Consider the following 24,576-nt stretch of genomic DNA (forward strand, 5'->3'; position numbering starts at 1 on the left):
TCACAGGGTCCGCCGTCCGTGCGTCCAGGCCGCACACGGCCGACGTCGGACGGGCGTGCTTAGATCGTCGGCGATGATGCAGACTCTCCTCCTCGCCGCGGCCACCACCCCCGACGCCCCCGTCGACTTCGACTGGGACGCCTTCTGGGCGATGTGGGGCGTGCCGATCCGCATCGCCGCCATCCTGCTCATCGCGGTGCTGCTGCGGATCGTGCTGCACTTCGCGATCCGACGCGTGGTCGACCAGGTCGTCTCGGGCATCAAGCGCAAGCAGAACGTCGACGACACACAGGCGCTCGTCGCCTCGCCCCTCGCGGCGGTGCGGGTGGTGCAGCGCACGCGCACCCTCGGCAGCGTCCTGAACAACGTCGTGACCGTCGTCATCTCGGCGGTCGCCCTGGTGCTCGTGCTCGGCGAGCTCGACTTCGACGTCGTGGCGATCGTCGGCGCGGCGAGCGTCGTCGGCGCCGGCCTCGCCTTCGGCGCCCAGAACATCGTGAAGGACCTCCTGAACGGCATCTTCATGGTCGCGGAGGACCAGCTCGGCGTCGGCGACGTCGTCGACGTCGGCCCGGCCGTGGGCGTGGTCGAGGCCGTGGGCATCCGCGTCACCCAGGTGCGCGACGTGAACGGCGTGCTCTGGTTCGTCCGCAACGGCGAGATCCTGCGCGTGGGCAACATGTCGCAGGGGTGGAGCCGCGTCGTCATCGACCTCGCCGTCCCCTACGACGCCGACGTCGACGCCGTGCAGGACGCCATGCTCGCGAGCGCGAACGAGCTCGCGGCGACCCCGAAGTGGAACCGCTCGGTGATCGACGTGCCCGAGGTGTGGGGCATCCAGTCGATCTCCGACGAGCACGTGGTCATCCGGGTCGTCGTGAAGACGCGCTCGGCCGACCGCGACACCGTCGACCGCGAGCTGCGGGCACGGCTCAAGAGGGCCACCGACGCCATGGGCATCACGCTGCCGTCGCTGACGAGCGTCGTCCTCACGGGCTTCGACAGCGCCTCCTCGGTGCAGGGCTCCAAGCCGCCGCACACCGTGCCGACCCCGCACCAGCCCGCTCCCCGGGGGCGTCGGCGATGAGCGGCGGCATCCCCCTCACCCCGCGCCCTGCCGGTGACGGTGACGGTGTGGTGCCGGGGGCCGGCAGCCCGGCTCAGCCCGCCGACTCGGCACAGCCGGTCACGCTGCGCCGGGGGCTCGGCGACGACGCCGCTCAGGGCGTCTTCTGGGAGCAGATCGGCGGCCGGGCCGCCTTCGAGCGGCTCGTGCGCCACTTCTACGAGGGCGTCCGCACCGACGAGCTGCTCTGGCCGATGTACCCGGAGCACGACCTCGAGGGCGCGATCCAGCGCCTCACCGGCTTCCTCGAGCAGTACTGGGGCGGCCCGACGACGTACAGCGACGAGCGCGGCCACCCCCGGCTGCGGATGCGGCACATGCCGTTCACGATCACGCCGGAGGCGCGTGACCGGTGGCTGCACCACATGCGGGCCGCGGTCGACGAGCTCCAGCTCTCGCCCCTCCACGACGCGACCCTGTGGGCGTACCTCGACCGCGCCGCCCACGCCATGGTGAACGCCATGCCGGCGCCGGGCGACCGCTGACGACCGACGCCGGACCGACCGGACCTGCGCCGGCCCCGGCGCCGATGCCGTGCTCTGCCCGCGGCTGCGGGTGAGGGTGCGGCTAGAGCAGGCCGCCGCGGCGCTTGACGAGCACGTGGCCCCGGCTCGTCGTGACGCGGGTCCACGGTCCGGTCTCGAGCACGGAGACGGGCTCGTCGTCGCCGAGGAAGCCCAGGCTGAGCGCGGCGAAGGCCGCGGCGGCGGGCAGGTGCTCCGCGCCGGGGACGGGGCGCGACCACACCTCGGAGCGCACGCGGGTGACGATCTGCTCGCCCGTCTCCGACCCGAGGGCCGTCGCGACCTCGTCGATGCCGGCCGTCGCGGTCTCGCGCAGCTGCGTCTCGTCGGCGGGCGCCAGCCGGCTCCAGCCGCCGCGCGGCGGTGAGATGGCAGCCCAGGTCACCGTGTTCACCTCGACGGGGAGCGTCGCCGTCACCGCGGCGGTGGGGTCGACGACGTCGTTCTGGAGTCGCACGAGGCGCTCGGTCAGCGACCGCACCGGCACCACGGCGTCGAAGCTCGGCCGGTCGACGAGCTGGAAGGTGCGCAGGCCCAGCACGGTCGGGCTCTGGTCGAGCAGCCCCGAGGGGTAGAAGACCGCGACGTACACGGCGAGCACGCCGTCGCCGGCGATGAGCCGGACCGAGCCGTCCTCGACGCGGGCGGCGCGCCCCAGGAAGGTCGCGAGGTCGCTCAGGGACAGGGAGTCTGGGAGGGTGAATGTACGGCTCATCGGCCCCCTAAACTACATCGGATGACCGCCTCTCCCCTGCAGAGCCTCCTCTCGACCCTCGACCTCGCGCCGGCCGGCTCGGTCGACGGGCAGGACGTCTTCACGGGCACGTCGCAGCCCGAGCCCCTGGGCCGCGTCTTCGGCGGTCAGGTCATGGCCCAGTCGCTCGTGGCGGCCCAGCGCACCATCGGGCCGGAGCGCCCCGTGCACTCGCTGCACGCGTACTTCCTGCGCCCGGGCGACCTCACGATCCCCATCACGTTCTCGGTCGACCGCATCCACGACGGTCGGTCGTTCGCGACCCGGCGCACCCAGGCGAGCCAGGACGGCGTGCCCATCCTGTCGATGATCGCGTCGTTCCAGACCCCCGACGACGGTCTCGACCACCAGGTCGACATGCCCGAGGGGCTGCCGGGCCCCGACGACGTGCCCAGCGACTCCGAGCTGCTCTCCGTCGTCGACCACCCGATCGCCCGGGCCTGGGCCAACGACCGTCCCTTCGACATGCGCCACGTGCCCTCGCCCGTGTACTTCCGGGTCGACGGTGCCCGGGTGGCGCACCAGGCCGTGTGGCTGCGCGCCACGGCGCCGATGCCCGACGACGCCGACCTGCACCGCGCGGCCCTGCTCTACGCGAGCGACTACTCCATCCTCGAGTCGATCTACCGGCGCCACGGCGTCGCCATGGTCACGCCGGGCCTCAAGGCCGCCAGCCTCGACCACGCGATGTGGTGGCACCGCGAGGCGCGCGTCGACGAGTGGCTGCTCTACGTGCAGGAGTCGCCCAACGCGATCGGCGGCCGGGGCCTGGCCCTGGGTCGCATCTACGACCGTGCCGGGCGGCTCGTCGCGAGCGTCGCCCAGGAGGGCATGGTCAGGGTGCCCCGACGTCAGGCGGCTCCGGAGGCCTGACCCGCCGGGGTCAGCGCCGCCGGAAGCTCAGGGGCTCTTCGAGGTACGGCGACCAGGCCTCCCGCTCGACGTCGGAGATGCGCCGCGGCCGGTTCGTCGCCGAGTCGACGAGCACGATGGTGGTCGCCGCGCGCGTGAAGAGCTGAGCCGGCTCGACGCCGACGGGCGACCAGACCTCGTAGCAGACCTCGAGGCTGGCGCCCCCGAGCCGGCCGACCCAGAGCTGGACGTCGAGCGGCGGCCGCAGGTACGGGATCGGCACGAGGTACTCGAGCTCCTGGCGGGCGATGAGCGTCATCGTCGCCGCGTCGGGCCGGCCGTCGAGCACGGCGGCGCTCGACAGCTCGTCGATGGTGCCGTCGGGAGACCAGAACGCGTCGATGCGCGCCTCCTCCAGGAGGCGCAGCATCGACGCGTTGTTCACGTGCCGGTACCCGTCGAGGTCGCTCCACCGGACCCGGGTCGGCACGTGCAGGCGGGTCATCTCAGTCGCGCGTCAGCTTGCGGTACGTGGCGGAGCTGGGCTTCGCCGCGTCGGCGCCGAGACGCTCGATCTTGTTCTCCTCGTACGACTCGAAGTTGCCCTCGAACCAGTACCAGTTGGGAGTGCCGTCGTCGTTCAGGCCCTCCCACGCGAGGATGTGCGTGGCGATCCGGTCGAGGAACCACCGGTCGTGGGTGATGACCACGGCGCAGCCGGGGAACTCGAGCAGGGCGTTCTCGAGGCTGCCGAGCGTCTCGACGTCGAGGTCGTTGGTGGGCTCGTCGAGCAGCAGCAGGTTGCCGCCCTGCTTCAGGGTGAGGGCCAGGTTCAGCCGGTTGCGCTCACCGCCGGAGAGGACGCCGGCCTTCTTCTGCTGGTCGGGGCCCTTGAAGCCGAACTGCGAGACGTAGGCCCGCGAGGGGATCTCCGTCTTGCCGACCTGGATGTAGTCGTGCCCCTCGGAGACGACCTCCCAGAGGTTCTTGTTCGGGTCGATGCCGCCGCGGCTCTGGTCGACGTACGAGATGTCGACCGTCTCGCCGACGCGCAGGTCGCCGCCGTCGAGCGGCTCGAGGCCGACGATCGTCTTGAACAGGGTCGTCTTGCCGACGCCGTTCGGGCCGATGACGCCGACGATGCCGTTGCGGGGCAGCGTGAAGGTGAGGTCGTCGATCAGCACGCGCTCGCCGAACTGCTTGTGCAGCTTCTTCGCGTCGATGACCTGCGAGCCGAGGCGCGGCCCGACGGGGATCACGATCTCCTCGAAGTCGAGGACCCTCGTGCGCTCGGCCTCGCTCGCCATCTCCTCGTAGCGGGCGAGACGGGCCTTGGACTTCGCCTGGCGGCCCTTGGCGTTGCTGCGCACCCACTCGAGCTCCGACGCGAGGCGCTTGGCCAGCTTGGCGTCCTTCTTGCCCTGGACCTGGAGGCGCTCGCCCTTCTTCTCGAGGTACGTCGAGTAGTTGCCCTCGTAGGGGTAGAGGCGACCGCGGTCGACCTCGGCGATCCACTCGGCGACGTGGTCGAGGAAGTACCGGTCGTGGGTCACGGCGAGCACGGCGCCGGGGTACTTGCTGAGGTGCTGCTCGAGCCAGAGCACGCTCTCGGCGTCGAGGTGGTTGGTGGGCTCGTCGAGGAGGAGGAGGTCGGGCTTCTGCAGCAGGAGCTTGCAGAGGGCGACGCGGCGCTTCTCACCGCCGGAGAGGTTCGCGACCTCGGCGTCGCCCGGGGGCGTGCGGAGGGCCGACATGGCCTGCTCGAGCTGGGAGTCGAGATCCCACGCGTCGGCGGCGTCGATGTCCTCCTGGAGGGAGCCCATCTCGGCGAGCAGGGCGTCGAAGTCGGCGTCGGGCTCCGCCATGGCGGCCGAGACCTCGTTGAACCGGTCGAGCTTCTGCTTGATCGGGCCGACGCCCTCCTGCACGTTCTCGAGCACGGTCTTCGTCTCGTCGAGCTCGGGCTCCTGCATGAGGATGCCGACGGTGTAGCCGGGCGAGAGCTTGGCCTCGCCGTTGCTGGGGGTGTCGAGCCCCGCCATGATCTTGAGGATCGTCGACTTGCCGGCTCCGTTGGGGCCGACGACGCCGATCTTGGCGCCCGGGATGAAGGACATCGTGACGTCGTCGAGGATCAGCTTGTCGCCGACCGCCTTGCGGGCACGGACCATCGAGTAAATGTATTCGGCCATGGTGTCCAGTCTATGGGTCGAGCGGTGAGGCGCCGGGGGCGGGATGGGAGGAGTTCGAGGGTCGGCCCCGTGGGGGCCAGGGGACGGAGGCGCGGGTCGTCACCAGTCGATGGCGCGGGTGGTGCCGACGAGGCAGCTGCCGTTGCCGAGCACCGGGGCGAGCTGGCTGCTGTAGCCCGCGCCGCTCGTCTGGCCGATGAGGCAGTCGCTGCCCCAGAGCACGGAGAACTGCACCGAGTCGGCGGCCCGGCCGATGGAGGTGGAGTCGGAGGTGACCTCCATCGCCGCCTTGTCGAAGCCTGCCGCCACGAGGGTGTCGACCATCGCGCGGCCGTCCTTCGGGCCACCGGCGTCGACGTGCCCGCGAGCGACGAGGTCGAAGTACGCGTAGGCCTCGTCGCTCGTCGAGTCGGGGGTGATCGTCGGGTCGGCGGAGGGCTCGGCGGACGCGGCGGCCGACGCCGTCGGCGCGGGGGCCGGCGCCTCCATGGTGCAGCCGGTGAGGGCCGCCGCCAGGAGGGTCACGGCAGCCAGTCGGAGGGCGACGGATCGCGATCGGCTCACGGGGCACCTTTCTGGCCGGTGACCCTGGCCGGGTCGGGCTCGACCGATCGTAGCGGTCGCCGGTGGCTCGGGCCGGAGGCGGCCCCGTGCGGGGTCGCCCTCGGCCGGCGCTAGAAGGGCGGCTCGTCGCCGCCCTCGGCGGGGCCCGACGTGCTCGCACCTGCTCCGATCCCGGCCGGGACGAGGGGCCCGACCTCGCCGTCGGCGCCCCCGCCGGCCGACGACTCGTCGGGGCGCGCGGCGGCGGCGGACGCCCAGCCCGGGGCCGCGGCGGCGTCGGTGACCGCCTCGGGGTCGGCGGGCGTGGGCGCGTCGCCCACCGCGCCTCCCGCGGGCGTCGCGGCGGCGACGACCCTGCTCCAGGCGGACCGTCCCCACCGCAGGTCGTGGCCGACCGCGTCGGCGTCGACCTCAACGGTGGTGCCCGACTTGTCGCTCGTCTCCCAGGCGCGGATGCGGAGGCGGCCCGTGACGACGAGCCGCTCGCCCTTGTGGACGGAGGCGCCCACGTTGGCGGCGAGCGCCCGGAAGGCCGTGACGGTGTACCAGTTCGTGTCGCCGTCGACCCAGGCGTCGCGGGCCCGGTCGAAACGGCGCTGCGTGCACGCGAGGCGGAAGCTCGTGATGTCGAGCCCGGCCTCGGTCGTGACGAGGCGGGGGTCGGTGGCGACGATGCCGGTGAGGGTGATGGTGTCTGTCATGCCGGGAGTCTCGCCAGCGCGCGCGTGCCCCGCGGCCGGGCCCGCGCCTCCCTGGGGACGACGCGGGCCCGGGCCGCCCCGGGGAGGGACGGCCGGACGGGGCTCCCCGCTGGCTAGTGCTCGCGGAAGTCCGGGTACTCCGCGCCCGGCCCGAGCGACGCGAACAGCGCGCTCTTGGCGACGGCGAGCGTCGGGTACTCCCCGCTGAACTCGTCGCGGCCCGCGAGGCGCACGGTGAAGCCGTGGCTCGTGCGGTGGACGGAGCCGACGGCTCCGGCGGGCCCGAGGGCCAGCCAGGACTGCCCGGTCAGCTCGACACGGTCGGTGGTCATGTGGTCGCTCATCGTCGAGCACCCTTCTCTCGGTGGCGCCCCGCACGGCGTGCGGGGCGGGTCAGGTCGCCAGGGCGTACCGGGCGTAGGCGCGACGGACGGCGATGACCTTCGGCCGCGCGACCGCCACGCAGTACCCCTGGCCGGGGTTCTTCTCCGCGAAGTCCTGGTGCTCCTCCTCGGCGGGCCAGAAGCGGCCGAGGGGCTCGATCGTCGTGACGACCCCGCCGCCCCAGGTCTCGTCGGCCCGCTCTCGGGCACGCTCGAACAGCTCGCGCTGGGCGTCGTCGGCCGCGAACGTCGCCGACCGGTACTGCGAGCCGACGTCGGCCCCCTGGCGGTCGAGCTGCCGGGGGTCGTGCACCGTGGAGAACACGTCGAGCACCACGTCGGCCGGCAGCACGGCGGGGTCGAAGCTGACGCGGACGGCCTCCGCGTGCCCCGTCGAGCCCGTCACGACCTCGTCGTACGTGGGGTCGGGCGACGAGCCGCCCGTGTAGCCGGAGACGACCTCCGTGACCCCGTCCAGCGCGCGGTACACCGCGTCGAGGCACCAGAAGCAGCCACCGGCCAGGACGAACGTCGTCATGGGGCGCACCGTACTCCGCCGACCCGCGATCGACCAGGGGGCGTCGTCCCCCGATCGCTCGGGCCCGGCGGCGGGGCCCGGCCCTAGGGTGAGGTCATGAGATCTCCCTTCACCCCCTACGTCGCCGACGACGAGCGGTACTCGAAGCTGGACTACGTCCGCACCGGTCGCAGCGGGCTCAAGCTGCCCCGCATCTCGCTCGGGCTCTGGAACAACTTCGGCACCGACCGTGCCCTCGAGACGCAGCGCGACATCGTCCTCCGCGCGTTCGACCGCGGCGTCACCCACTTCGACCTGGCCAACAACTACGGCCCGCCCTACGGGTCGGCCGAGGAGCAGTTCGGCCGCATCGTGGCGGCGAACCTCGTGCCCTACCGCGACGAGCTCGTCGTCTCGTCGAAGGCCGGCTACGACATGCGCCCCGGCCCCTACGGCGACGGCGGCTCGCGCAAGTACCTGCTGAACTCGCTCGAGGCCAGCCTGGAGCGCACGGGCCTCGACTACGTCGACGTCTTCTACTCGCACCGCCCCGACCCCGAGACGCCGATCGAGGAGACGATGGGGGCCCTCGCGACCGCCGTGCACCAGGGCAAGGCGCTCTACGCCGGCATCTCGAACTACGGCCCCGAGCAGACGCAGGCGGCGATCGACGCCCTCGCCGACGAGGGCGTGCCCCTGCTGATCCACCAGCCGCGCTACAACATGTTCGACCGGAAGCCCGAGCAGGGGCTCTTCGAGACGCTGCTCGACAACGGCGTGGGCTCGATCGTGTTCTCGCCGCTCGCCGGCGGCCTCCTCACCAACCGCTACCTCTCGGGCAAGGCCCCGGCGGGGTCGCGGGCGGCCGAGGGCCGCTGGTTCACCGAGGACGACCTGAGCGAGACCTACCTCGAGCGAGTCCGGGGCCTGAACGACATCGCGGAGGCGCGGGGCCAGTCGCTCGCCCAGCTCGCGCTGACCTGGGTGCTCCGTCAGCCCGCGGTCACGAGCGCCCTGATCGGTGCGTCGTCGGTCGCCCAGCTCGACGACAGCCTCGACGCCCTGCACGGGGCCGAGCTGACCGACGACGAGGTCGCGGCCATCGAGCCGTTCGCCGTCGACGGCACGGGTCGCTGACGGAGCGGACGGCGGCCTGACGGGCTCGTCGTCCGCGCTCGTCGTCGGAGGAGGGGCGGGCCCGATCGGGTCCGCCCCTCCTCCCGTCTCGGGCGCCGTCGTCGGGCTCCCACCTCCGGGTCGAGTCGATGTCGGTGGCAGCTCGTAGCGTCAGCCGTGTTCTCGACAGCATCGGCCGGATGACCTCAGGAGCACCTCATGACCAGCACCTCCGCGACCACCCTCCTCACGCCCCCGGCGACGCGTCCTGCGACGCAGCACCTCCCGCTCGCCGAGTCGCGGGGCGGCCTGCGCCTCGTCCAGGTGCGAGACGACCTCTCCCGGGTCACGACGGCCTCGGGCGAGGTGCTCGGCTACGTCGAGAGGCACGACGACCCGCAGGGCGACCGGTGGCGGGCGAAGAGGTTCCTGGCCCGGCAGCGGCGCTTCGTCGAGATCGGCGACTTCTGGAGCCGCAGCGACGCGACCGACTGCTTCCGGTTCGCCTGAGCCGCGGCTCGCCCGTGACGGGGCCCCGGCAACCTTCGACCTCGGCTGTAGAGTTCGCGCATGCAGTGGTGGAACAGTCTCGTCCGGTGGGTCCAGAGCGACGACGGGTGGCGCGTCGTCTCCGAGGCGGTGGTGCCGTTCGTGGCGATCCTCGTCGCCGGTGTCGTCGCCGCCCTGATCGGGAGGGCCGCCCTGCGGCGCGTCGTCCGCCTGCACGACGACGAGGCGAAGGCCTCGGCGATCGCCGGCATCGTCGCGGCGTCGCGCAAGGCGGCGACCTGGAGCTCGCTCGGGGCCGAGGAGCGCACCTTCACGGACCACCTCGCCCAGGAGGCGGAGGTCCGTCTGCGCCTCCTCCCCGTGACCGGCTCGGGCCTCGCCGCCTCGTGGGCCGAGCACCAGCTCGGCGAGATCAAGCGCGACTCGGCCAGCTACAGCCACCAGCCCGAGCAGTCGCTGGCGGAGTTCCGCGACCGCCTGCTCGACTGGCAGAGCCGCCCCTCACGGGCGAAGAAGCTCTTCCGGGCCGATCTGGAGCGGTGGCGCTACGAGGACGCCGAGCAGGCGACCGAGGCCGAACAGCGTCAGCGAGACTGGAAGGCGGAGCGCGACGCTCAGAAGGCGGCACCGGCCTCGAACGCGGGCTCCTCCGGCCCCGCACGTCGGGCCGGCGAGCCCGTCGAGGTCACGCCGTTCGTGCCGGAGCGACGGACGCCGACGGCGCCCACGCCGCTGACCGACGAGCACGCGGCCTTCCGCCCGACGTCGCCGGCCCGTCACGAGCCCGTGCGGCCGCGCGAGCCGGCCTCCACGGAGGCGATGCCCGCTCAACGTGACTCGTCCGACGACGGAGACGACGACACCGACCGCTACGGCGACCCGGTTAGCGCCACGCAGGTCCGCGACCGGACGACGCCCGACGCGTAGGGGGCGCCCTCGGCAGGGCAACTGTTCACGGTGCCCTCGGCAGGGCAACCGTTCACGGTGCCCTCGGCAGGGATCGAACCTGCGACCAAGAGATTAGAAGGCTCCTGCTCTATCCGCTGAGCTACGAGGGCGTGGGCCCCACGATACCGTGCCCGCTCAGACGGCCAGGGCGAGCGCGCCGAGCAGCTGGTCGAGCCGCGGCACCCCGGCGGCCCGGAACACCTCGCTGCCGGCCTGGTCGAGCACGATGATCGTCGGCGTGCTCCGGACGTCGCGGGCCTCCGCCTCGTCAGGACGGGCGACGACGTCGGCCTCGTCCACCTCGAGCAGCGGCACCAGGGCCGAGGCCTCGGCCACGACGGCGCGGGCCGCGTGGCAGGGGCCGCAGAACGCGGACGTGTACAGCTCGACCTTCATGCCCCCGTACAACGAGGAGGCGCGGGGAGATGTTCCCCGCGCCTCCTCGTCCACCTGCCGTGGCGTCAGAACGTGCCGAACTCGTCGGTGCGGTCGCCGCGGTTCTCGAGGGCGTCGACCGGGTCGCTGTCGGCCTCGTCGAGCGTGTAGTGCACCTGCAGCTGCTCGCCGTTCATCTTCGCCTCGCGCACCTTGTACACGAAGCCGGTCTCGATGCCCTCGACGAGCACGTAGTCGACGATCTCGTCCTCGTACGAACCGTTGAAGCTGGTGCGGGTGTCGGTCCGGCCGTCGCTCGGTCCGCCCTCGAAGAAGACGACGTACTCGGATCCCTCAGCCACGGTGGGCTTGCTGTCTGTCATGCCCCCGTTCTACCAGGAGGCGCGGACCGCGCGCCCAGGTAGGTCGCGTCTCCGAGGCGGCCGCGAGCCCGAGCGTGTCGGCCCCCGACGCTAGAGTGACGGCATGGCTTCCACGAACGACCGGCTGGTCTGGATCGACTGCGAGATGACCGGGCTCGACATCGCGGTCGACGAGCTGGTCGAGGTGGCCGTCGTCGTCACCGACTTCGACCTCACGCCCGTGCACCCCGGCTTCACGATCGTGATCAAGCCCGACCAGTCGGCGCTCGACAACATGAACGAGTTCGTCACCGACATGCACACCTCCTCCGGCCTGCTGGAGGAGATCCCCGGCGGCGTCAGCCTCGCCGAGGCCGAGTACGAGGTGCTCGAGTACATCCTCAAGTACGTCCCCACCGAGCAGCATGCCCCCCTCGCCGGCAACACCATCGGCACCGACCGCGCCTTCCTCGCCAAGTACATGCCGCGGGTCGACGGTCACCTGCACTACCGCAGCGTCGACGTCTCCTCCATCAAGGAGCTCGCCCGCCGCTGGTTCCCCCGCGTCTACTTCAACGCCCCGCAGAAGCACGGCGGCCACCGCGCCCTCGCCGACATCCTCGAGTCCATCCGCGAGCTCGAGTACTACCGCCGTGCCGGCTTCGTCGCCGACCCCGGGCCCACCACCGAAGACGTCCAGGCGATCTCCAAGGCCGTCGTGGACGAATGGGCCTCCCGGCTGTAGTAGAGTCTTCTCGTTGCGATCGCTCCGGCGGCCGCACATGGTGGGTATAGCTCAGCTGGTAGAGCGCCTGGTTGTGGTCTAGGAGGCCGCGGGTTCAAGCCCCGTTACTCACCCCAAAGGAAAGGCCCTGCCCTACTCGGCAGGGCCTTTTTTGGGTTCCGTGCTTGTTCGGTCTCAGATGCGCGAGCGCATCTGAGACGTCGTCGATGGCTGGGTGAGCGGGTCGGTCACGATGGGTCGCTGGGTCCGCGGGTCGGTGAACGTCGGTGTCGGATGGGCGCGGACGGGGCGGGGGCGGTACAACTACGGGGTGAAAGTCGCACAGGGCGTTGGGCGCGAGGCGCCGGCGTCATGGTGGGGGCTCGTCATCGCCGGGGTGGCGCTCATCGCGCTCGGGGTCGGGGCCTTCCTGGCGTACAGCCACTGGGGGTGGGACGGCCGGAGCACGAGCATGACCGTCATCTCCCCTCCCGCAGGTGTCGTCCTCATCGTGTGGGGCATCGGCAAGGGGGCCCGGCAGGTCGTCCACCGCATGCGGGTACAGCGCGCCGCGAGTCGCCCTGCCGACCCGATGGCGGTCGACTGAGGGCTCAGGCGGGGTGTGGGAGCCTGAGCGGGTGAGCGACGACCGAGCAGCCGGCATCGACCCGTCCGAGGTGAGCGCCGAGCAGTTCGACGACATGGTCGTCGCCGAGCTCGACCTCCTGCCCGACGACATGGTCGACGGCCTCGACAACGTCGTCTTCGTCACCGAGGACCGCCCGGAGGACGGCTCCCTCGACCTCCTCGGCCTCTACGACGGCGTCGCGCTCACCGAGCGCGGCAGCTACGGCTTCGGCGAGCTGCCCGACCGCATCGTTCTCTACCGCGAGCCCCACCTCGCCGCCGTCGACCACGTCGACGAGCTGCGCGACGAGATCCACGTCACGCTCGTGCACGAGATCGCCCACTTCTACGGCATCGACGACGACCAGCTGCACCAGCTCGGCTGGGCCTAGCGGCACCTCCGCGTGCCTCGATCTGGGCCCTGACGCGCTGCGAGGGCCCAGGACGGGTCACCTCGACGGAGACGGCGACGACGGCACCGACGCCACGGGCACCCGGACGACCAGGTCGGCGAGCGAGCGAGGCCCCTCGGCCGCGAGGTGCGCCTCCTCCTGCTCCGCCCAGACCTCCCACCACGGCTCGTACGCGGCACCGTCGCGGGCCAGCGCCCGGCGTCGCCGCTCCCCCGCGTCGAGCTCCAGCCACACCGACAGGGTCGCGAGCCCCGAGGAGGCGCGGGTCAGCGACCCGGCGCCCTCCACCACCACCGAGACGGCCGGGTCGAGCGTCCGCCGCTCCCCCGGCACGTCGGCGTCCCAGTCCCACCTGGTCCAGCCCGGCTCGCGCCCGACGAGCAGCGACTGCTCCACGACCCGGGAGGCCGCCGCGAGGCCGTGCCAGCCGGGGTAGACGTCGTCGAGGTGCACCAGCTGGACCGGCCCGAGGGCACCGGGCCACGCCGCGACCAGGCGACGCGCGAGCGTCGTCTTGCCCGAGCCCGAGCGGCCGTCGACGAGCAGCACCACGCGGTCGGCGCCCACCCGCGACTCCTCGGCCCTCCGCAGCAAGGCGCCCACCAGGGCGTCGTCGACGACCGCCGACCACTCCTCAGGCAAGGACGAACTCCCACGTGCCGGCCACGACGGCCGCGGCGACCGCCGCCGCCGCGATGAGCACGCCGATCGCGACGAGCACGAGGTCGCGCCCCGCGACGCGCGACGGGCGGGCCCAGGTGCGCTCGGCGTCGGAGCCGAAGCCCTTGGCCTCCATCGCCGTCGCCAGCTTGCTGCCGCGACGCACCGACAGCACCAGCAGCGAGAAGGCCTGCCCGCCGAAGCGACGCGCCGCCGCGACGGGGCCCCGGCCGTCCGCGACGCCGCGCGCCCGCCGCGCGAGGGCCAGCTGCCGCCAGTCGTCGGCGAACAGCCCGGCGAGCCGGAGGCCGGCGAGGCCGCCGAGCACGAACCGCGCGGGCAGGTGCAGCACCTGCGCGAGGCCGTCGGCGAGGTCGGTGGGGTCGGTGGTCGCGAGCAGGACGATGCCCGGCACCCCCACCGCGAGGATGCGCAGGCCGATGGCGAGGGCCAGCGAGAGCGACCCGTCGGTCACGCTGACCCACCAGACCTGCAGCAGCACGGCCCCCTCGTCGCGGCCGTAGAGGGCGGTGACGAGCACCGACGTCGGCGCGGCGATCCACAGCGGGGCGGTGCGACGCAGCAGCTGCCGCGCCGAGAGCCCCGCCCACGGCAGCAGCAGCAGCTCGAGCGCGAGGGCGACCCCGGCCGAGACCGCGTCGATCGAGAGCAGCAGCACGAGCGACACGACGAGAGCGGCGAGCAGCTTGGCCACCGGGTTCAGCCGGCCGACGAGCCGGTCGGTCTCGACGGCCGCGAGCAGGCTCACGCGACGGCCTCGCGCCCGACGGGCCGCTCGAGGGCGACGACGTCGTCGGCGAGGGCGGCGACGAACTCCGCGTCGTGCGTCACGGCCACCAGCGAGCGCCCCTCGTCGACGAGCTCGGCGAGCAGCGCGACGAGCTCACGCCAGGTGCGGGCGTCCTGCCCGAAGGTCGGCTCGTCGAGCACGAGGAGGCGCGGCCGCGACGCGAGGACGGTCGCGACCGAGAGCCGCCGCTTCTCGCCGCCCGAGAGCGTGAACGGGTTGGCGCCGGCGAGGTGGTCGAGGCGCAGGCGGGCCAGGAGCTCGTCGACCCGGGAGGCGACCTCCGCGGCCGACTCGCCCAGCGCCTCCGGCCCCACCGCCAGCTCACGGCGGACGGTCGCGGTGAGGAACTGGTGCTCAGGGTCCTGGAAGACCGTGCCGACCCGCGACAGCAGCTGCCGCGAGCGCCACCGGGCGGGCGACGGCCCGGCGCCGGCGGCGAGCAGCTCGGTCGCCCGGAGCGACCCGCCCGCCGGGGCCAGCAGCCCCGCGAGGGTCAGCGCGAGGGTCGACTTGCCCGCGCCGTTCGGCCCGGTCAGCACCAGGGCGCGCGCGTCGTCGACGACGAGGTCGACGCCGGTGCCCACGGCGGGCCCGCGGGCCCCCCGTCGCCCCACGGCGAGGCCCGAGGCCTCGAGCAGGGGCCCGGACGAGGAGGCGCGGTGCCGGTCGGGCAGGGCGGGCGCGCCCCCCGGCACCCACACCCCCGCCTCCGTCAGCCGGACGCGCTCGCGCCCGAGCACGTCGTCGGGCCGTCCGTCGGCCAGCACGCCGCCCCCCGCGGCGAGCACGACGACCCGGTCGACGACCGGCAGCCAGACCGAGACGCGGTGCTCGACGACGACGAGGGTCGCGCCCGTCGCCTCGACGACGCGGGCCACGGCGTCGCGCACCTCGACCACCCCCTCGGGGTCGAGGTTCGCCGTCGGCTCGTCGAGCAGCACGAGGCCGGGCTGCATCGCGAGGGCCCCGGCGAGCGCGAGGCGCTGCTTCTGGCCGCCGCTCAGCTGGGCGGTCGGCCACGACCGCGGCAGGTCGAGCCCGACCGCGTCGAGGGCCTCGTCGACGCGACGCCAGGTCTCGTCGCGGGGCACGCCGACGTTCTCGCAGCCGAAGGCGACGTCGTCGCCGACGCGGGCGAGCACGACCTGCGAGTCGGGGTCCTGCAGCACGAGGCCCACCCGCCCGCGCTGCTCGGCCGGCGGGCGGCCGTCGACCAGCAGCTCGCCGGTCGCGTCGCCCTCCTCGTCGCCGCCGAGCACGCCGGCGAGGCCCGCGAGCAGCGTCGACTTGCCGGCGCCGGAGGCCCCGAGCAGCAGCACGCGCTCCCCGGGCTCGACGACGAGGTCGAGCCCGGCGACGGCCGGGCGCAGCCGACCGGCGTGGCGCCACCCCCAGCCGCGGGCGTCGACCCGGGCCCCGGAGGCGGTCGTCACGTCGTCGGGAGCGGCCGGCTCAGACGCGGGCCTCGGCCGAGCGGCCCGAGGCGAAGCGGCTGAGGGCGCCGGTGCGAGCGAGGCCCCGCGCCGCGAGCCACGAGAGCAGGCCGGCGAGCAGCACGCCCGAGACGACGGCGCTGACGCCGTAGACGACCTTGTACTCGATCGCGGTGGCGGCGATCGACGAGAACGAGGTGTCGAGCAGCGCGACGACGACGCCCGCGCCGGCTCCGGCGAGCAGGGCCACGTGGAGGCGCCAGGTCGTGTACAGGAAGGCCGCGAGCACCAGCTCGGCCCCGAGGCCCTGCAGCACGCCCCAGATCAGCGTCGAGAAGCCCCACTGCGTGCCGATCAGCATCGAGACGACGGCGGCCATGACCTCGGTGTAGATCGCGGCGCCGGGCTTGCGGATGACGAGCCCGCCGAGCACGCCGGCGAACAACCAGCCGCCGGCGAGGAGGCCCGAGAGCCCGGGCAGGAACGACAGGGCACTGTCGAGCGGGGTCCAGGCGAGGCCCCAGGCCCAGAAGACGACGCCGCAGGCGACGCCGATGACGCTCGCGACGACGATGTCGACGACGCGCCAGCGGCGCGACGGCTTCCTCGGCGAGGTGGCGGCAGGACGTTCGTCGCGACTCGAGGACGACTCGTTCGCGGACACGGAAACAGACATGTTCTCTCCTCCCTGCGCTGGCATGATCCAGATCAGGTTCGACGGTCGAAGCGTGGATCGCTTCCTCTCAGCCCGGATCACCGGACTCCCGTGTGTGTGCCGCCGAGCATAGCCCAGGCGAGGGCGTCTGCTCGTTGCCATCTGGTATCACAGCAGATACCGTCGACTGCATGCCCATGACCCTCCGACTCGACGACCACGAGGCCGACGCGCTCCGCCGACGCGCGGCACTGGAGTCCCGGTCCATGCAGGACGTCGCACGCCAGGCCGTGAGGGAGTACGTCGACTCCCACAGCCGCGCCGACCTCCTGGACGACGTCCTCGACGACGAGCTCCCTCGCTACGCCGAGGCTCTCCGCCGACTCGGCGAGTGATCCACCTGACCTACGGCGAGCTGCTGCACGTCGCACGGCGCGCTGTCGCTCCCGACGTCGTCGTGCGCGACGCCGGCCTGCTCGAGTCGGCCCTCGCGAGGCCGCGGGCCTCCGTGCTCGGCGCGGACGCCTACCCGACCCTGGAGGAGAAGGCCGCGGCTCTCGTGCACTCGCTCGTCAACAACCACGGATTGGTGGACGGGAACAAGAGGCTGGGGCTCGCCGGCCTGATCGCCTTCCTCGGCCTCAACGGTCGTCGACTGACGATGACCGAGGACGGCGCCTACGACTTCATCGTGCAGATCGCCGAGGGCGTGCTCGACGACGTCGAGACGATCGCCGAGTGCCTCGTCCAGCACACTGCACCGCGCCGGGTCAGGCGAGGGTGAGCTGCCCGTCGGCCCGCAGCCACTCGAGCCCCTCGAGCACCGCCTCGACGGTCGTCCAGCGCGGCGCGTAGCCGAGCAGGCGCCGCGCCTTGTCGATGCTCATCGAGTGGCTGCGCGAGAGGTGCTCCCACGAGGCGTCGGCCGAGGCCGGGTCGCGCTGTGCGCGGAACTCGTCGAACGTCGCGAACTCGAGCCGCGCCTCCTGCCCGAAGGCCCTGGCGACCTGCTGGGCGAGGCCGCGCAGCGTGACCGCCCGCTCGCTGACGACGTGGAACGACTCGCCGACCGCCTGGGCCGGGCGCTCGACGGCCCGCTGGAACGCCTGGGCCACGTCGTCGGCGTGCACGTGGTGCACGGTCTCGAGGCCGAGGCCCGGCATGACGACCTCGCGGCCCGTCGCGAGCGCCTCCCACACGTCGAGGTCGAGGTTGCCCACCGGGTTGATCATCGGCCAGCCCGGCCCGGTGATGTGGCCGGGGTGCAGCACCGTGCTGGGCACGCCGCCGGGGCGTCGCGACTCGGCGAGCAGCAGGCGCTCGATCTCGGCCTTCTGCGTGCCGTACTCGCCGAACGGCGTGCGCCGCGCCTCCTCGGTGACGGGCACCTCCTCCGACGGTCCGTGCACCCAGATGGTGCCGCAGTGCACGAGCACCGCGCCCGTGCCCCGCAGGGCCTCGACGAGGGAGAGGGCCGAGGCGGGGGTGAAGCAGATCATGTCGACGACGACGTCGGCCCGGAGCTCGGCGACGCGACGGCCGAACGACCCGTCGGCGTCGCCCGCGTCGCGGTCGAGCTGCACGCGCTCGACCTGTCGCCAGGCCGGGTGCTCGCGGTAGGGGGCGGACTCCCCGCGGCTCACCGCGACGACGTCGTGGCCGGCGAGCACGAGGCGCGGCACGAGGAACCCGCCCACGTGGCCGGTCGCCCCGATCACCACGACCCTCACGAGCGAGCCGCCCCGGAGGGGGCACCGAGGAGGCGCGGTGCGGGCGTGCGGGAGGCGGTGGCTGCCGACGTCGGCAGCGGTGCGGGCGTCATGCCCCGACGCTACCCGCCGGGCGGCGCCGCCGGGCCTGGCCCCCGACCGGGGGTCAGCGGCGGTCCCCCCAAGTGCCCACTATCCGGTCACCCGCCGTTCTCCCTATGTTCAGCCTGAGCCGTCAGCGACGCCCGTCGTCCGCACCGACGTCGCCCGGCCCCACCCGACGAGGAGAACGATGTCCTTCAGCCCGATCACCGCCCGCACGCGCCGCCGCGTGCTCTCCACCTGTCTGGCCGTCTCACTGGCGACGGGCCTCGGCCTCGCCGGCGCCGGCGCCGCGGTCGCCGCCCCCGGCGACGGCTCGGTCGTCGCCGCCCAGCCGGCCCCGGCCCTGCCCGTCGTCACCGGTCAGGTCATGAACTACGCCGTCAACGTCACCAAGGCCAACAACGGCCAGACCCGGAAGGCCGAGCGGGCCGTCACCGCCGCCTCCGGCACCGTCGTGGCGTCGTGGCCCGAGATCGGCGTGGTCATCGCGCAGTCCGACAACGTCAACTTCGCGGCCTCCGTCCGGGCCGACAAGTCGGTCGCCTCGGTCGGGGCCACCCGCACGGCGCCCGTCGCCGCCTCCGACCCGACCTGGAAGGGCGCGCCCGACACGGCCGCCCTGCAGCGCACGGGCGGCTCCGCCTCGCAGCAGTCCGTCGTCGAGCAGGAGGGCCTGGAGGCGGCGACCGCCGTCACGGCCGACCCGCTCGAGGCCCGCCAGTGGGACATGACCGCCATCAAGGCGGACCAGGCGCACCAGGTCACCGACGGCTCGAAGAAGGTGCTCGTCGCCGTGCTCGACTCGGGCATCCAGGGCGACCACCCCGACCTCGCCGCGAACATCGACCAGGGCCGCTCGGCCGGCTGCCTCAGCGGCACGCCCGACACCTCGTACGCCGCCTGGCAGCCCACGACGAGCGACCACGGCACCCACGTCGCGGGCACCATCGCGGCCGGGCGCAACGGCGTCGGCATCGTCGGGGTCGCCCCCGCGTCGAAGCTGAGCGCCGTCAAGGTCGTCAACGACGACGGGTTCATCTACGCCGAGGCCGCCATCTGCGGCTTCATGTACGCCGAGGCCACCGGTGCCGACGTCACGAACAACAGCTACTTCATCGACCCGTGGGAGTTCTGGTGCGGCTCCGACGTCGACCAGGCCGCCGTCAAGACGGCCGTCGACCGGGCCGTCCAGTTCACGCAGCGCAAGGGCGTCGTCAACGTGGCGGCCGCCGGCAACAGCGCCGTCGACCTCGCGAACAAGACCGTCGACACCGGCAGCCCGAACGACACCGTGCCGGTGACCCGGCAGCTCGACGCGACCTGCACCGACATCCCCGCCGAGCTCGACGGCGTCGTGACGGTCTCCTCGACCACATCGACCGGCACCAAGTCGTCGTTCTCGAACTACGGCGACGGCGTCATCGACGTCGCGGCCCCCGGGTCGAGCATCCTGTCGACCGTGACCGGCAGCGGCTACGGCACCAAGTCGGGCACCTCGATGGCCAGCCCGCACGTGGCCGGCGTGCTCGCGCTGCTCAAGGCGACGCACCCGCGCGCCGAGGGCACGCAGCTGACCGACCTGCTCTACGCGCAGGCCGACGACGTCGCCTGCCCCGCCACCGCCGCGACCTGCGTCGGCACCCCGGCCGACAACGGCTGGTTCGGCGAGGGCCTCGTCGACGCGCTCGACGCCGTGACGGCGCCGTGACCCGTCGCTGAGCCGACACCCGCACCGCCAGAGGGCGCTCCGTCGACGACGGGGCGCCCTCTCCCGTGCCCGGGCCGCCCCGCCGCCCGGGCCACCGGCCCGGGCCGCCCCGGCGCGGCCTCGGAGGCGCCCCGGCGGCCCTCGGACGGCCGCGGCCCCTAGGCTGAGCCGAGTTCTAGACGGAGGATCGATTGCACACCTGGCCAGGCAACCCCTACCCCCTCGGCGCCACCTACGACGGCAGCGGCACGAACTTCGCGATCTTCAGCGAGGCCGCCACGAAGGTCGAGCTCTGCCTCTTCGACGCGCAGGGAGTCGAGACCCGCGTGCCCCTCACGGAGGTCGACGCGTACGTCTGGCACGCCTACCTGCCGACGGTGCAGCCCGGCCAGAAGTACGGCTACCGCGTGCACGGCGAGTACGACCCGGCGGCAGGCTGCCGGGCGAACCCCGCCAAGCTGCTGCTCGACCCCTACGCCAAGGCCACGAGCGGCGACATCGACTGGGACGAGGCGCTCTTCGCCTACGACTTCGGCGACCCCGACTCGCGCAACGACCGCGACAGCGCGCCGCACATGATGCTCGGCGTCGTCATCAACCCGTTCTTCGACTGGCAGGGCGACCGCCCGCCGAAGTACAGCTACGACGAGACCGTCGTCTACGAGGCCCACGTGAAGGGCCTGACCCAGACGCACCCCGAGATCCCCGACGAGCAGCGCGGCACCTACGCCGGCGTCGCGCACCCGGCGATCATCGAGCACCTGCAGAAGCTAGGCGTGACGACGCTCGAGCTGATGCCCGTGCACCAGTTCGTGCAGGACAACACCCTCCTCGAGAAGGGCCTCAGCAACTACTGGGGCTACAACACCATCGGCTTCTTCGCGCCGCACGCCGCCTACTCGGCGACGGGCGACACCGGCCAGCAGGTGCAGGAGTTCAAGACGATGGTGCGGGTGCTCCACGAGGCCGGCATCGAGGTCATCATCGACGTCGTCTACAACCACACGGCCGAGGGCAACCACCTCGGGCCGACCCTCTCGTTCAAGGGCATCGACAACGCGGCCTACTACCGCCTGATGGACGACGACAAGACCTACTACATGGACTACACGGGCACCGGCAACAGCCTGAACGTCCGTCACCCGCACTCGCTGCAGCTGATCATGGACAGCCTGCGGTACTGGGTGACCGAGATGCACGTCGACGGGTTCCGCTTCGACCTCGCCGCCTCCCTCGCCCGCGAGTTCTACGAGGTCGACCGCCTGTCGACCTTCTTCGAGCTCGTGCAGCAGGACCCGATCGTGTCGCAGGTCAAGCTCATCGCCGAGCCCTGGGACGTCGGCCCCGGCGGGTACCAGGTCGGCAACTTCCCGCCGCAGTGGACGGAGTGGAACGGCAAGTACCGCGACACCGTCCGCGACTTCTGGCGGGGCGAGCCCTCCACCCTCGGCGAGTTCGCCAGCCGCATCACCGGGTCGGCCGACCTCTACGAGCGCGACGGGCGACGCCCGGTCGCGAGCATCAACTTCGTCACCGCGCACGACGGCTTCACCATGCGCGACCTCGTCAGCTACGACGAGAAGCACAACGACGCCAACGGCGAGGGAGGCGCGGACGGCGAGAGCCACAACCGCTCCTGGAACTCGGGCGTCGAGGGCGAGACCGACGACCAGGCCGTGCTGGCCCTCCGCGAGCAGCGCCAGCGGAGCTTCCTGGCGACGCTGCTGCTCAGCCAGGGCGTGCCCATGCTGCTGCACGGCGACGAGCTGGGCCGCACGCAGCGGGGCAACAACAACACCTACGCCCAGGACAGCGAGATCAGCTGGATCGACTGGGCGAGCGCCGACCGCGAGCTGATCGAGTTCGTCGCCGAGGTCATCAAGCTCCGCCACGACCACCCCACGTTCCGTCGGCAGCGGTACTTCAACGGCCGCCCGGTCACGCGCGGCGAGGGCGAGCCCCTGCCCGACATCGTCTGGCTGACGCCCGAGGGCGACGCCATGCAGGAGGGCGAGTGGAACGAGTCGTACGCCAAGTCGGTGGGCATGTTCCTCAACGGCGACGGCATCCGAGGCCGTGACCACCGCGGCGGCCGCATCACCGACGTCAACTTCGTCCTGTACTTCAACGCCAGCGAGGAGACCGTCACGTTCGTGCTGCCTCCCGACGAGTACGCCGAGGGCTGGGAGGTCGTGGTCGACAGCACCGTCGCGCCTCCGGTCGCCCCCGCCACCGCGCCTCCCCGGTCGCTGCAGGCAGCCCGTGCCGCGACCACTCCCCAGCCCCCCTCCTCCCCTCAGGTCGTCCCGGCCCTGAGGGCCGGCGACCAGCTGCCCGTGGCCAGCCGGTCCCTGGTCGTCCTGCGCGCCACGGCTGAGGACCCTTCGTGACCCGACGCGACCACCCCCGCTCCACCTACCGCCTGCAGATCCGCGAGGCCTTCGACCTCGACGCCGCCGCCGCGGTCGTGCCCTACCTGCGCGACCTCGGGGCCGACTGGGTCTACCTGTCGCCCGTGCTCGAGGCCGAGCCCGGCAGCGACCACGGCTACGACGTCGTCGACCACAGCCGGGTCGACCCGGCCCGGGGCGGCGCCGCCGGGCTCGACGCCCTGTCGACGGCGGCACACGACGCCGACCTCGGCGTGCTCGTCGACATCGTGCCGAACCACGTCGGCGTCGCGACGCCGAAGGCCAGCGTCTGGTGGTGGGACGTCCTGACCCACGGCCGAGAGAGCCGGTGGGCCGAGGCGTTCGACGTCGACTGGGCGGCCGGCGGCGGCAAGCTGCTGCTGCCCGTGCTCGGCGAGCCGGCCGCGGCCGACGGGACGATCGAGGGCCTCGAGGTCGTCGGCGACGAGCTGCACTACTACGAGAACGTGTACCCGATCGCTCCCGGCACGGCCGCCGCGGGCGACGACGCGGCCGCCGTGCACGCCCGTCAGGCGTACGAGCTCGTGCACTGGAAGCGCGCCGACACCGACCTCAACTACCGCCGCTTCTTCGCGGTGAACACGCTCGCGGGCATCCGGGTCGAGATCCCCCGCGTGTTCGACGAGTCGCACGCCGAGATCGGCCGCTGGTTCCGCGAGGGGCTCGTCGACGGCCTCCGCGTCGACCACCCGGACGGCCTCGCCGACCCGGGCGGGTACCTCGACCGCCTCGCCGAGCTGACCGGCGGCGCCCACGTGCTCGTCGAGAAGATCCTCGAGGGCGACGAGCGCCTGGCCGAGGACTGGGCCACCGACGGCACCACCGGCTACGACGCCCTCGCCGACCTCGACCGCGTCTTCGTCGACCGCTCGGGAGCCGAGGCCCTCGGCGCGCTCGACAGCCGCCTCCGCGACGGCGACGGCCCCGACGACTGGCACGAGATGATCCTCGGCACCAAGCGCGGCATCGCCGACGGCATCCTCGGCAGCGAGATCCGACGCCTCGCCCGGCTGCTGTCCGACGACGGCCGCGCCGACGACCGCGTGGTCGACGCCCTGGCCGAGCTCGCCGCCGCCTTCCCCGTCTACCGGAGCTACCTGCCGCAGGGCGCCGAGCACCTCGACGAGGCCGCCGAGGTCGCGACCGCGCACCGCCCCGACCTCGCCGCCACGATCGCCGAGGTCGTCGCCGTGCTGCACGACGCCGAGCACCCGGCCGCCGTCCGGTTCCAGCAGACGAGCGGCATGGTCATGGCCAAGGGCGTCGAGGACACCGCGTTCTACCGCTACAGCCGTCTCGCGACGCTGACCGAGGTCGGGGCCGACCCCGCCGAGTTCTCGCTCACCCCCGCCGAGTTCCACGACCGGCAGCAGCTGCGCCTCGCCGAGCGGCCGTTCGGCATGACGACCCTCTCGACCCACGACACGAAGCGCAGCGCCGACGTGCGCGCGCGCGTCTCGGTGCTCGCCGAGGTCGCCGAGGAGTGGGCCGCCACCCTCGAGCGGCTGCGGAGCCTCGCGCCGGTCGGCGACGGCCCGTTCGAGAACATCCTCTGGCAGACGATCGTCGGCGCCTGGCCGGCGTCGCGCGAGCGCCTGCACGACTACGCCGAGAAGGCCTCCCGCGAGGCCAGCAGCTCCACCACCTGGACCGACCGCACCCCCGAGGCCGAGGCCTTCGAGGAGCGCATGCACGCGGCGGTCGACGCCGCGTTCGACGACGACCAGGTGCGCCACGAGGTCGAGCGCATCGTCGACGTGCTGCGCCCCGCGGGCTGGAGCAACTCGCTCGGCGTCGCGCTGCTGCAGCTCACCGGGCCGGGCAGCCCCGACGTCTACCAGGGCGGCGAGCTGTGGGACTTCTCGCTCGTCGACCCCGACAACCGACGCGAGGTGGACTTCGAGGCGCGTCGCCGCCTCCTCGCCGACGTGGTCGCGGGCACCGTGCCGCCCGTCGACGAGACGGGGGCGGCCAAGCTGCTCGTCACGCACCGCGCCCTGACGCTGCGCCGTGACCGGCCCGAGCTGTTCACCCGCTACGCCCCGCTGCCCGTCTTCGGTGAGCGCCGCGACCACGTGGTCGCCGCCGACCGCGGCGGCGCGCTCGTCGTCGCCACGCGCCTGCCCGTGTCGCTCGAGCAGGCCGGCGGCTGGGACGACACCGTCGTGCTGACCCGCGGCGCCGCCTGGGTCGACGTGCTCACGGGCCGTCGCCACGAGGGCGGCCACGTGCGCCTCGCCGAGCTGCTCGCGACGTACCCCGTCGCGCTGCTCGTCCCGGCGGACAGCCAGGTCTAGCCGGGCGCCGCACGACTACCGTCGACCCCTGCGGGTCGGCGGTCGTCGTCGTGCCCGCAGCCTGCACCGCCCTGCACC

Annotated in this window: 28 protein-coding genes, 2 tRNA genes and 1 riboswitch; of the genes, 15 read left to right on the top strand and 15 right to left on the bottom strand. The window is 73.1% G+C overall.

Going from position 1 to position 24,576, the window contains the following annotated elements:
- Positions 1 to 73: 73 nt before the first annotated feature.
- Positions 74 to 1,087, top strand: coding sequence for a mechanosensitive ion channel family protein (locus JOE43_RS13645; protein WP_245187158.1), 1,014 nt, complete (start codon positions 74 to 76; stop codon positions 1,085 to 1,087).
- Entirely contained in the window at positions 1,084 to 1,611 is a 528-nt protein-coding gene (locus tag JOE43_RS13650) for a globin (protein WP_192126137.1), read from the top strand. Before JOE43_RS13645 ends, JOE43_RS13650 begins: the two co-directional genes overlap by 4 nt.
- Positions 1,612 to 1,693: 82 nt before the next feature.
- Here the strand turns inward: JOE43_RS13650 and JOE43_RS13655 are convergent, their stop codons facing one another.
- Positions 1,694 to 2,365, bottom strand: a complete 672-nt coding sequence (locus JOE43_RS13655) for a hypothetical protein (protein WP_056056467.1) — start codon at positions 2,363 to 2,365, stop codon at positions 1,694 to 1,696.
- Between the two features lie 21 nt (positions 2,366 to 2,386).
- Here JOE43_RS13655 and JOE43_RS13660 point away from each other — a divergent pair, with 21 nt between their 5' ends.
- Positions 2,387 to 3,277 (top strand): acyl-CoA thioesterase II, encoded by an 891-nt coding sequence (locus JOE43_RS13660; protein WP_209518454.1) that lies wholly within the window; start codon positions 2,387 to 2,389, stop codon positions 3,275 to 3,277.
- A 10-nt stretch (positions 3,278 to 3,287) separates the two neighbouring features.
- On the opposite strand, the gene JOE43_RS13665 is transcribed toward JOE43_RS13660, so the two are convergent.
- From JOE43_RS13665 to msrA, 6 genes are all read right to left on the bottom strand, one after another.
- Positions 3,288 to 3,761, bottom strand: coding sequence for a thioesterase family protein (locus JOE43_RS13665; RefSeq protein ID WP_209518456.1), 474 nt, complete (start codon positions 3,759 to 3,761; stop codon positions 3,288 to 3,290).
- Between the two features lies 1 nt (position 3,762).
- A complete protein-coding gene (gene ettA / locus JOE43_RS13670; protein ID WP_056056470.1) occupies positions 3,763 to 5,448 on the bottom strand; it encodes an energy-dependent translational throttle protein EttA in 1,686 nt (561 codons plus the stop codon).
- Positions 5,449 to 5,547: 99 nt separating this feature from the next.
- Complete coding sequence (locus tag JOE43_RS13675; protein WP_307803381.1) at positions 5,548 to 6,012, bottom strand: hypothetical protein; 465 nt, start codon at positions 6,010 to 6,012, stop codon at positions 5,548 to 5,550.
- A gap of 110 nt (positions 6,013 to 6,122) precedes the next feature.
- Positions 6,123 to 6,713, bottom strand: coding sequence for a single-stranded DNA-binding protein (locus JOE43_RS13680; protein ID WP_209518458.1), 591 nt, complete (start codon positions 6,711 to 6,713; stop codon positions 6,123 to 6,125).
- A gap of 113 nt (positions 6,714 to 6,826) precedes the next feature.
- Positions 6,827 to 7,057 (bottom strand): methyltransferase, encoded by a 231-nt coding sequence (locus tag JOE43_RS13685; protein WP_245187159.1) that lies wholly within the window; start codon positions 7,055 to 7,057, stop codon positions 6,827 to 6,829.
- A gap of 49 nt (positions 7,058 to 7,106) precedes the next feature.
- Entirely contained in the window at positions 7,107 to 7,634 is a 528-nt protein-coding gene (gene msrA / locus JOE43_RS13690) for a peptide-methionine (S)-S-oxide reductase MsrA (protein ID WP_209518460.1), read from the bottom strand.
- A 96-nt stretch (positions 7,635 to 7,730) separates the two neighbouring features.
- On the opposite strand from msrA, the gene JOE43_RS13695 reads away from it, so the two are divergent.
- From JOE43_RS13695 to JOE43_RS13705, 3 genes are all read left to right on the top strand, one after another.
- A complete protein-coding gene (locus tag JOE43_RS13695; RefSeq protein WP_209518462.1) occupies positions 7,731 to 8,750 on the top strand; it encodes an aldo/keto reductase in 1,020 nt (339 codons plus the stop codon).
- A gap of 198 nt (positions 8,751 to 8,948) precedes the next feature.
- Complete coding sequence (locus tag JOE43_RS13700) at positions 8,949 to 9,239, top strand: hypothetical protein (protein ID WP_209518464.1); 291 nt, start codon at positions 8,949 to 8,951, stop codon at positions 9,237 to 9,239.
- Positions 9,240 to 9,299: 60 nt separating this feature from the next.
- Positions 9,300 to 10,166, top strand: a complete 867-nt coding sequence (locus JOE43_RS13705) for a hypothetical protein (protein WP_209518467.1) — start codon at positions 9,300 to 9,302, stop codon at positions 10,164 to 10,166.
- Between the two features lie 58 nt (positions 10,167 to 10,224).
- Here the strand turns inward: JOE43_RS13705 and JOE43_RS13710 are convergent.
- The 3 genes from JOE43_RS13710 to JOE43_RS13720 form a co-directional block, all read right to left on the bottom strand.
- Positions 10,225 to 10,297 (bottom strand) — tRNA-Arg (locus JOE43_RS13710).
- A 25-nt stretch (positions 10,298 to 10,322) separates the two neighbouring features.
- Positions 10,323 to 10,583, bottom strand: a complete 261-nt coding sequence (locus tag JOE43_RS13715) for a thioredoxin family protein (protein WP_209518469.1) — start codon at positions 10,581 to 10,583, stop codon at positions 10,323 to 10,325.
- Between the two features lie 65 nt (positions 10,584 to 10,648).
- Positions 10,649 to 10,945, bottom strand: a complete 297-nt coding sequence (locus JOE43_RS13720) for an oligoribonuclease (protein ID WP_209518470.1) — start codon at positions 10,943 to 10,945, stop codon at positions 10,649 to 10,651.
- A gap of 103 nt (positions 10,946 to 11,048) precedes the next feature.
- Here JOE43_RS13720 and orn point away from each other — a divergent pair, with 103 nt between their 5' ends.
- The 4 genes from orn to JOE43_RS13740 all read left to right on the top strand — a co-directional run bounded on the left by orn (position 11,049) and on the right by JOE43_RS13740 (position 12,667).
- Positions 11,049 to 11,669 carry an oligoribonuclease gene (gene orn, locus JOE43_RS13725; protein ID WP_167259688.1) on the top strand — a complete coding sequence of 207 codons (621 nt, stop codon included), beginning with the start codon at positions 11,049 to 11,051 and terminating at the stop codon, positions 11,667 to 11,669.
- 40 nt (positions 11,670 to 11,709) lie between these two features.
- A tRNA-His gene (locus JOE43_RS13730) sits at positions 11,710 to 11,785 on the top strand.
- A 194-nt stretch (positions 11,786 to 11,979) separates the two neighbouring features.
- Complete coding sequence (locus JOE43_RS13735; RefSeq protein WP_209518472.1) at positions 11,980 to 12,255, top strand: hypothetical protein; 276 nt, start codon at positions 11,980 to 11,982, stop codon at positions 12,253 to 12,255.
- 94 nt (positions 12,256 to 12,349) lie between these two features.
- Positions 12,350 to 12,667, top strand: a complete 318-nt coding sequence (locus JOE43_RS13740) for a metallopeptidase family protein (RefSeq protein ID WP_209519252.1) — start codon at positions 12,350 to 12,352, stop codon at positions 12,665 to 12,667.
- 57 nt (positions 12,668 to 12,724) lie between these two features.
- Here JOE43_RS13740 and JOE43_RS13745 read toward each other — a convergent pair whose 3' ends face one another.
- The 4 genes from JOE43_RS13745 to JOE43_RS13760 form a co-directional block, all read right to left on the bottom strand.
- Positions 12,725 to 13,330 (bottom strand): hypothetical protein, encoded by a 606-nt coding sequence (locus JOE43_RS13745; protein WP_245187160.1) that lies wholly within the window; start codon positions 13,328 to 13,330, stop codon positions 12,725 to 12,727.
- A complete protein-coding gene (locus JOE43_RS13750) occupies positions 13,323 to 14,117 on the bottom strand; it encodes an energy-coupling factor transporter transmembrane protein EcfT (protein WP_209518474.1) in 795 nt (264 codons plus the stop codon). The genes JOE43_RS13745 and JOE43_RS13750 overlap by 8 nt, the downstream gene beginning before the upstream one ends.
- Entirely contained in the window at positions 14,114 to 15,592 is a 1,479-nt protein-coding gene (locus tag JOE43_RS13755; protein WP_209518477.1) for an ABC transporter ATP-binding protein, read from the bottom strand. Before JOE43_RS13755 ends, JOE43_RS13750 begins: the two co-directional genes overlap by 4 nt.
- 19 nt (positions 15,593 to 15,611) lie before the next feature.
- Positions 15,612 to 16,268 (bottom strand): ECF transporter S component, encoded by a 657-nt coding sequence (locus JOE43_RS13760; protein ID WP_056056482.1) that lies wholly within the window; start codon positions 16,266 to 16,268, stop codon positions 15,612 to 15,614.
- Positions 16,260 to 16,370: riboswitch (TPP riboswitch) on the bottom strand. Its footprint overlaps the gene before it by 9 nt.
- 68 nt (positions 16,371 to 16,438) lie before the next feature.
- On the opposite strand from JOE43_RS13760, the gene JOE43_RS13765 reads away from it, so the two are divergent.
- Together JOE43_RS13765 and JOE43_RS13770 are read left to right on the top strand one after the other, a co-directional pair.
- Entirely contained in the window at positions 16,439 to 16,642 is a 204-nt protein-coding gene (locus JOE43_RS13765; RefSeq protein WP_185233190.1) for a ribbon-helix-helix protein, CopG family, read from the top strand.
- On the top strand, positions 16,639 to 17,031 hold the full coding sequence (locus JOE43_RS13770) for a type II toxin-antitoxin system death-on-curing family toxin (protein WP_209518479.1): 393 nt from the start codon (positions 16,639 to 16,641) through the stop codon (positions 17,029 to 17,031). Before JOE43_RS13765 ends, JOE43_RS13770 begins: the two co-directional genes overlap by 4 nt.
- On the opposite strand, the gene JOE43_RS13775 is transcribed toward JOE43_RS13770, so the two are convergent.
- Positions 17,018 to 17,977, bottom strand: a complete 960-nt coding sequence (locus JOE43_RS13775; RefSeq protein ID WP_209518481.1) for an NAD(P)-dependent oxidoreductase — start codon at positions 17,975 to 17,977, stop codon at positions 17,018 to 17,020. The genes JOE43_RS13770 and JOE43_RS13775 overlap by 14 nt on opposite strands.
- A gap of 271 nt (positions 17,978 to 18,248) precedes the next feature.
- Between JOE43_RS13775 and JOE43_RS13780 the strand changes: the two genes are divergently transcribed.
- The 3 genes from JOE43_RS13780 to treY all read left to right on the top strand — a co-directional run bounded on the left by JOE43_RS13780 (position 18,249) and on the right by treY (position 24,498).
- Positions 18,249 to 19,769, top strand: coding sequence for a S8 family serine peptidase (locus JOE43_RS13780; RefSeq protein ID WP_209518483.1), 1,521 nt, complete (start codon positions 18,249 to 18,251; stop codon positions 19,767 to 19,769).
- A gap of 191 nt (positions 19,770 to 19,960) precedes the next feature.
- Complete coding sequence (gene glgX / locus JOE43_RS13785; protein WP_209518484.1) at positions 19,961 to 22,159, top strand: glycogen debranching protein GlgX; 2,199 nt, start codon at positions 19,961 to 19,963, stop codon at positions 22,157 to 22,159.
- Positions 22,156 to 24,498: a malto-oligosyltrehalose synthase gene (treY, locus tag JOE43_RS13790; RefSeq protein WP_209518486.1), complete on the top strand. Its 2,343-nt coding sequence runs from the start codon at positions 22,156 to 22,158 to the stop codon at positions 24,496 to 24,498. Before glgX ends, treY begins: the two co-directional genes overlap by 4 nt.
- Positions 24,499 to 24,576 lie beyond the last annotated feature (78 nt).

It is taken from the genome of Frigoribacterium sp. PvP121 (assembly GCF_017833115.1).
Classification (GTDB): Bacteria; Actinomycetota; Actinomycetes; order Actinomycetales; family Microbacteriaceae; genus Frigoribacterium; species Frigoribacterium endophyticum.

Bases quoted from the DNA above. Each gene is read 5' to 3' on its own strand.
- JOE43_RS13660 (WP_209518454.1), top strand. From the start codon at position 2,387: ATGACCGCCTCTCCCCTGCAGAGCCTCCTCTCGACCCTCGACCTCGCG.
- ettA (WP_056056470.1), bottom strand. From the start codon at position 5,448: ATGGCCGAATACATTTACTCGATGGTCCGTGCCCGCAAGGCGGTCGGC.
- JOE43_RS13765 (WP_185233190.1), top strand. From the start codon at position 16,439: ATGCCCATGACCCTCCGACTCGACGACCACGAGGCCGACGCGCTCCGC.
- JOE43_RS13720 (WP_209518470.1), bottom strand. From the start codon at position 10,945: ATGACAGACAGCAAGCCCACCGTGGCTGAGGGATCCGAGTACGTCGTC.
- msrA (WP_209518460.1), bottom strand. From the start codon at position 7,634: ATGACGACGTTCGTCCTGGCCGGTGGCTGCTTCTGGTGCCTCGACGCG.
- orn (WP_167259688.1), top strand. From the start codon at position 11,049: ATGGCTTCCACGAACGACCGGCTGGTCTGGATCGACTGCGAGATGACC.
- JOE43_RS13740 (WP_209519252.1), top strand. From the start codon at position 12,350: ATGGTCGTCGCCGAGCTCGACCTCCTGCCCGACGACATGGTCGACGGC.
- JOE43_RS13700 (WP_209518464.1), top strand. From the start codon at position 8,949: ATGACCAGCACCTCCGCGACCACCCTCCTCACGCCCCCGGCGACGCGT.
- JOE43_RS13680 (WP_209518458.1), bottom strand. From the start codon at position 6,713: ATGACAGACACCATCACCCTCACCGGCATCGTCGCCACCGACCCCCGC.
- JOE43_RS13780 (WP_209518483.1), top strand. From the start codon at position 18,249: ATGTCCTTCAGCCCGATCACCGCCCGCACGCGCCGCCGCGTGCTCTCC.
- JOE43_RS13645 (WP_245187158.1), top strand. From the start codon at position 74: ATGATGCAGACTCTCCTCCTCGCCGCGGCCACCACCCCCGACGCCCCC.
- JOE43_RS13760 (WP_056056482.1), bottom strand. From the start codon at position 16,268: ATGTCTGTTTCCGTGTCCGCGAACGAGTCGTCCTCGAGTCGCGACGAA.
- JOE43_RS13715 (WP_209518469.1), bottom strand. From the start codon at position 10,583: ATGAAGGTCGAGCTGTACACGTCCGCGTTCTGCGGCCCCTGCCACGCG.
- JOE43_RS13685 (WP_245187159.1), bottom strand. From the start codon at position 7,057: ATGAGCGACCACATGACCACCGACCGTGTCGAGCTGACCGGGCAGTCC.
- JOE43_RS13695 (WP_209518462.1), top strand. From the start codon at position 7,731: ATGAGATCTCCCTTCACCCCCTACGTCGCCGACGACGAGCGGTACTCG.
- JOE43_RS13705 (WP_209518467.1), top strand. From the start codon at position 9,300: ATGCAGTGGTGGAACAGTCTCGTCCGGTGGGTCCAGAGCGACGACGGG.
- JOE43_RS13650 (WP_192126137.1), top strand. From the start codon at position 1,084: ATGAGCGGCGGCATCCCCCTCACCCCGCGCCCTGCCGGTGACGGTGAC.
- JOE43_RS13665 (WP_209518456.1), bottom strand. From the start codon at position 3,761: ATGACCCGCCTGCACGTGCCGACCCGGGTCCGGTGGAGCGACCTCGAC.
- JOE43_RS13655 (WP_056056467.1), bottom strand. From the start codon at position 2,365: ATGAGCCGTACATTCACCCTCCCAGACTCCCTGTCCCTGAGCGACCTC.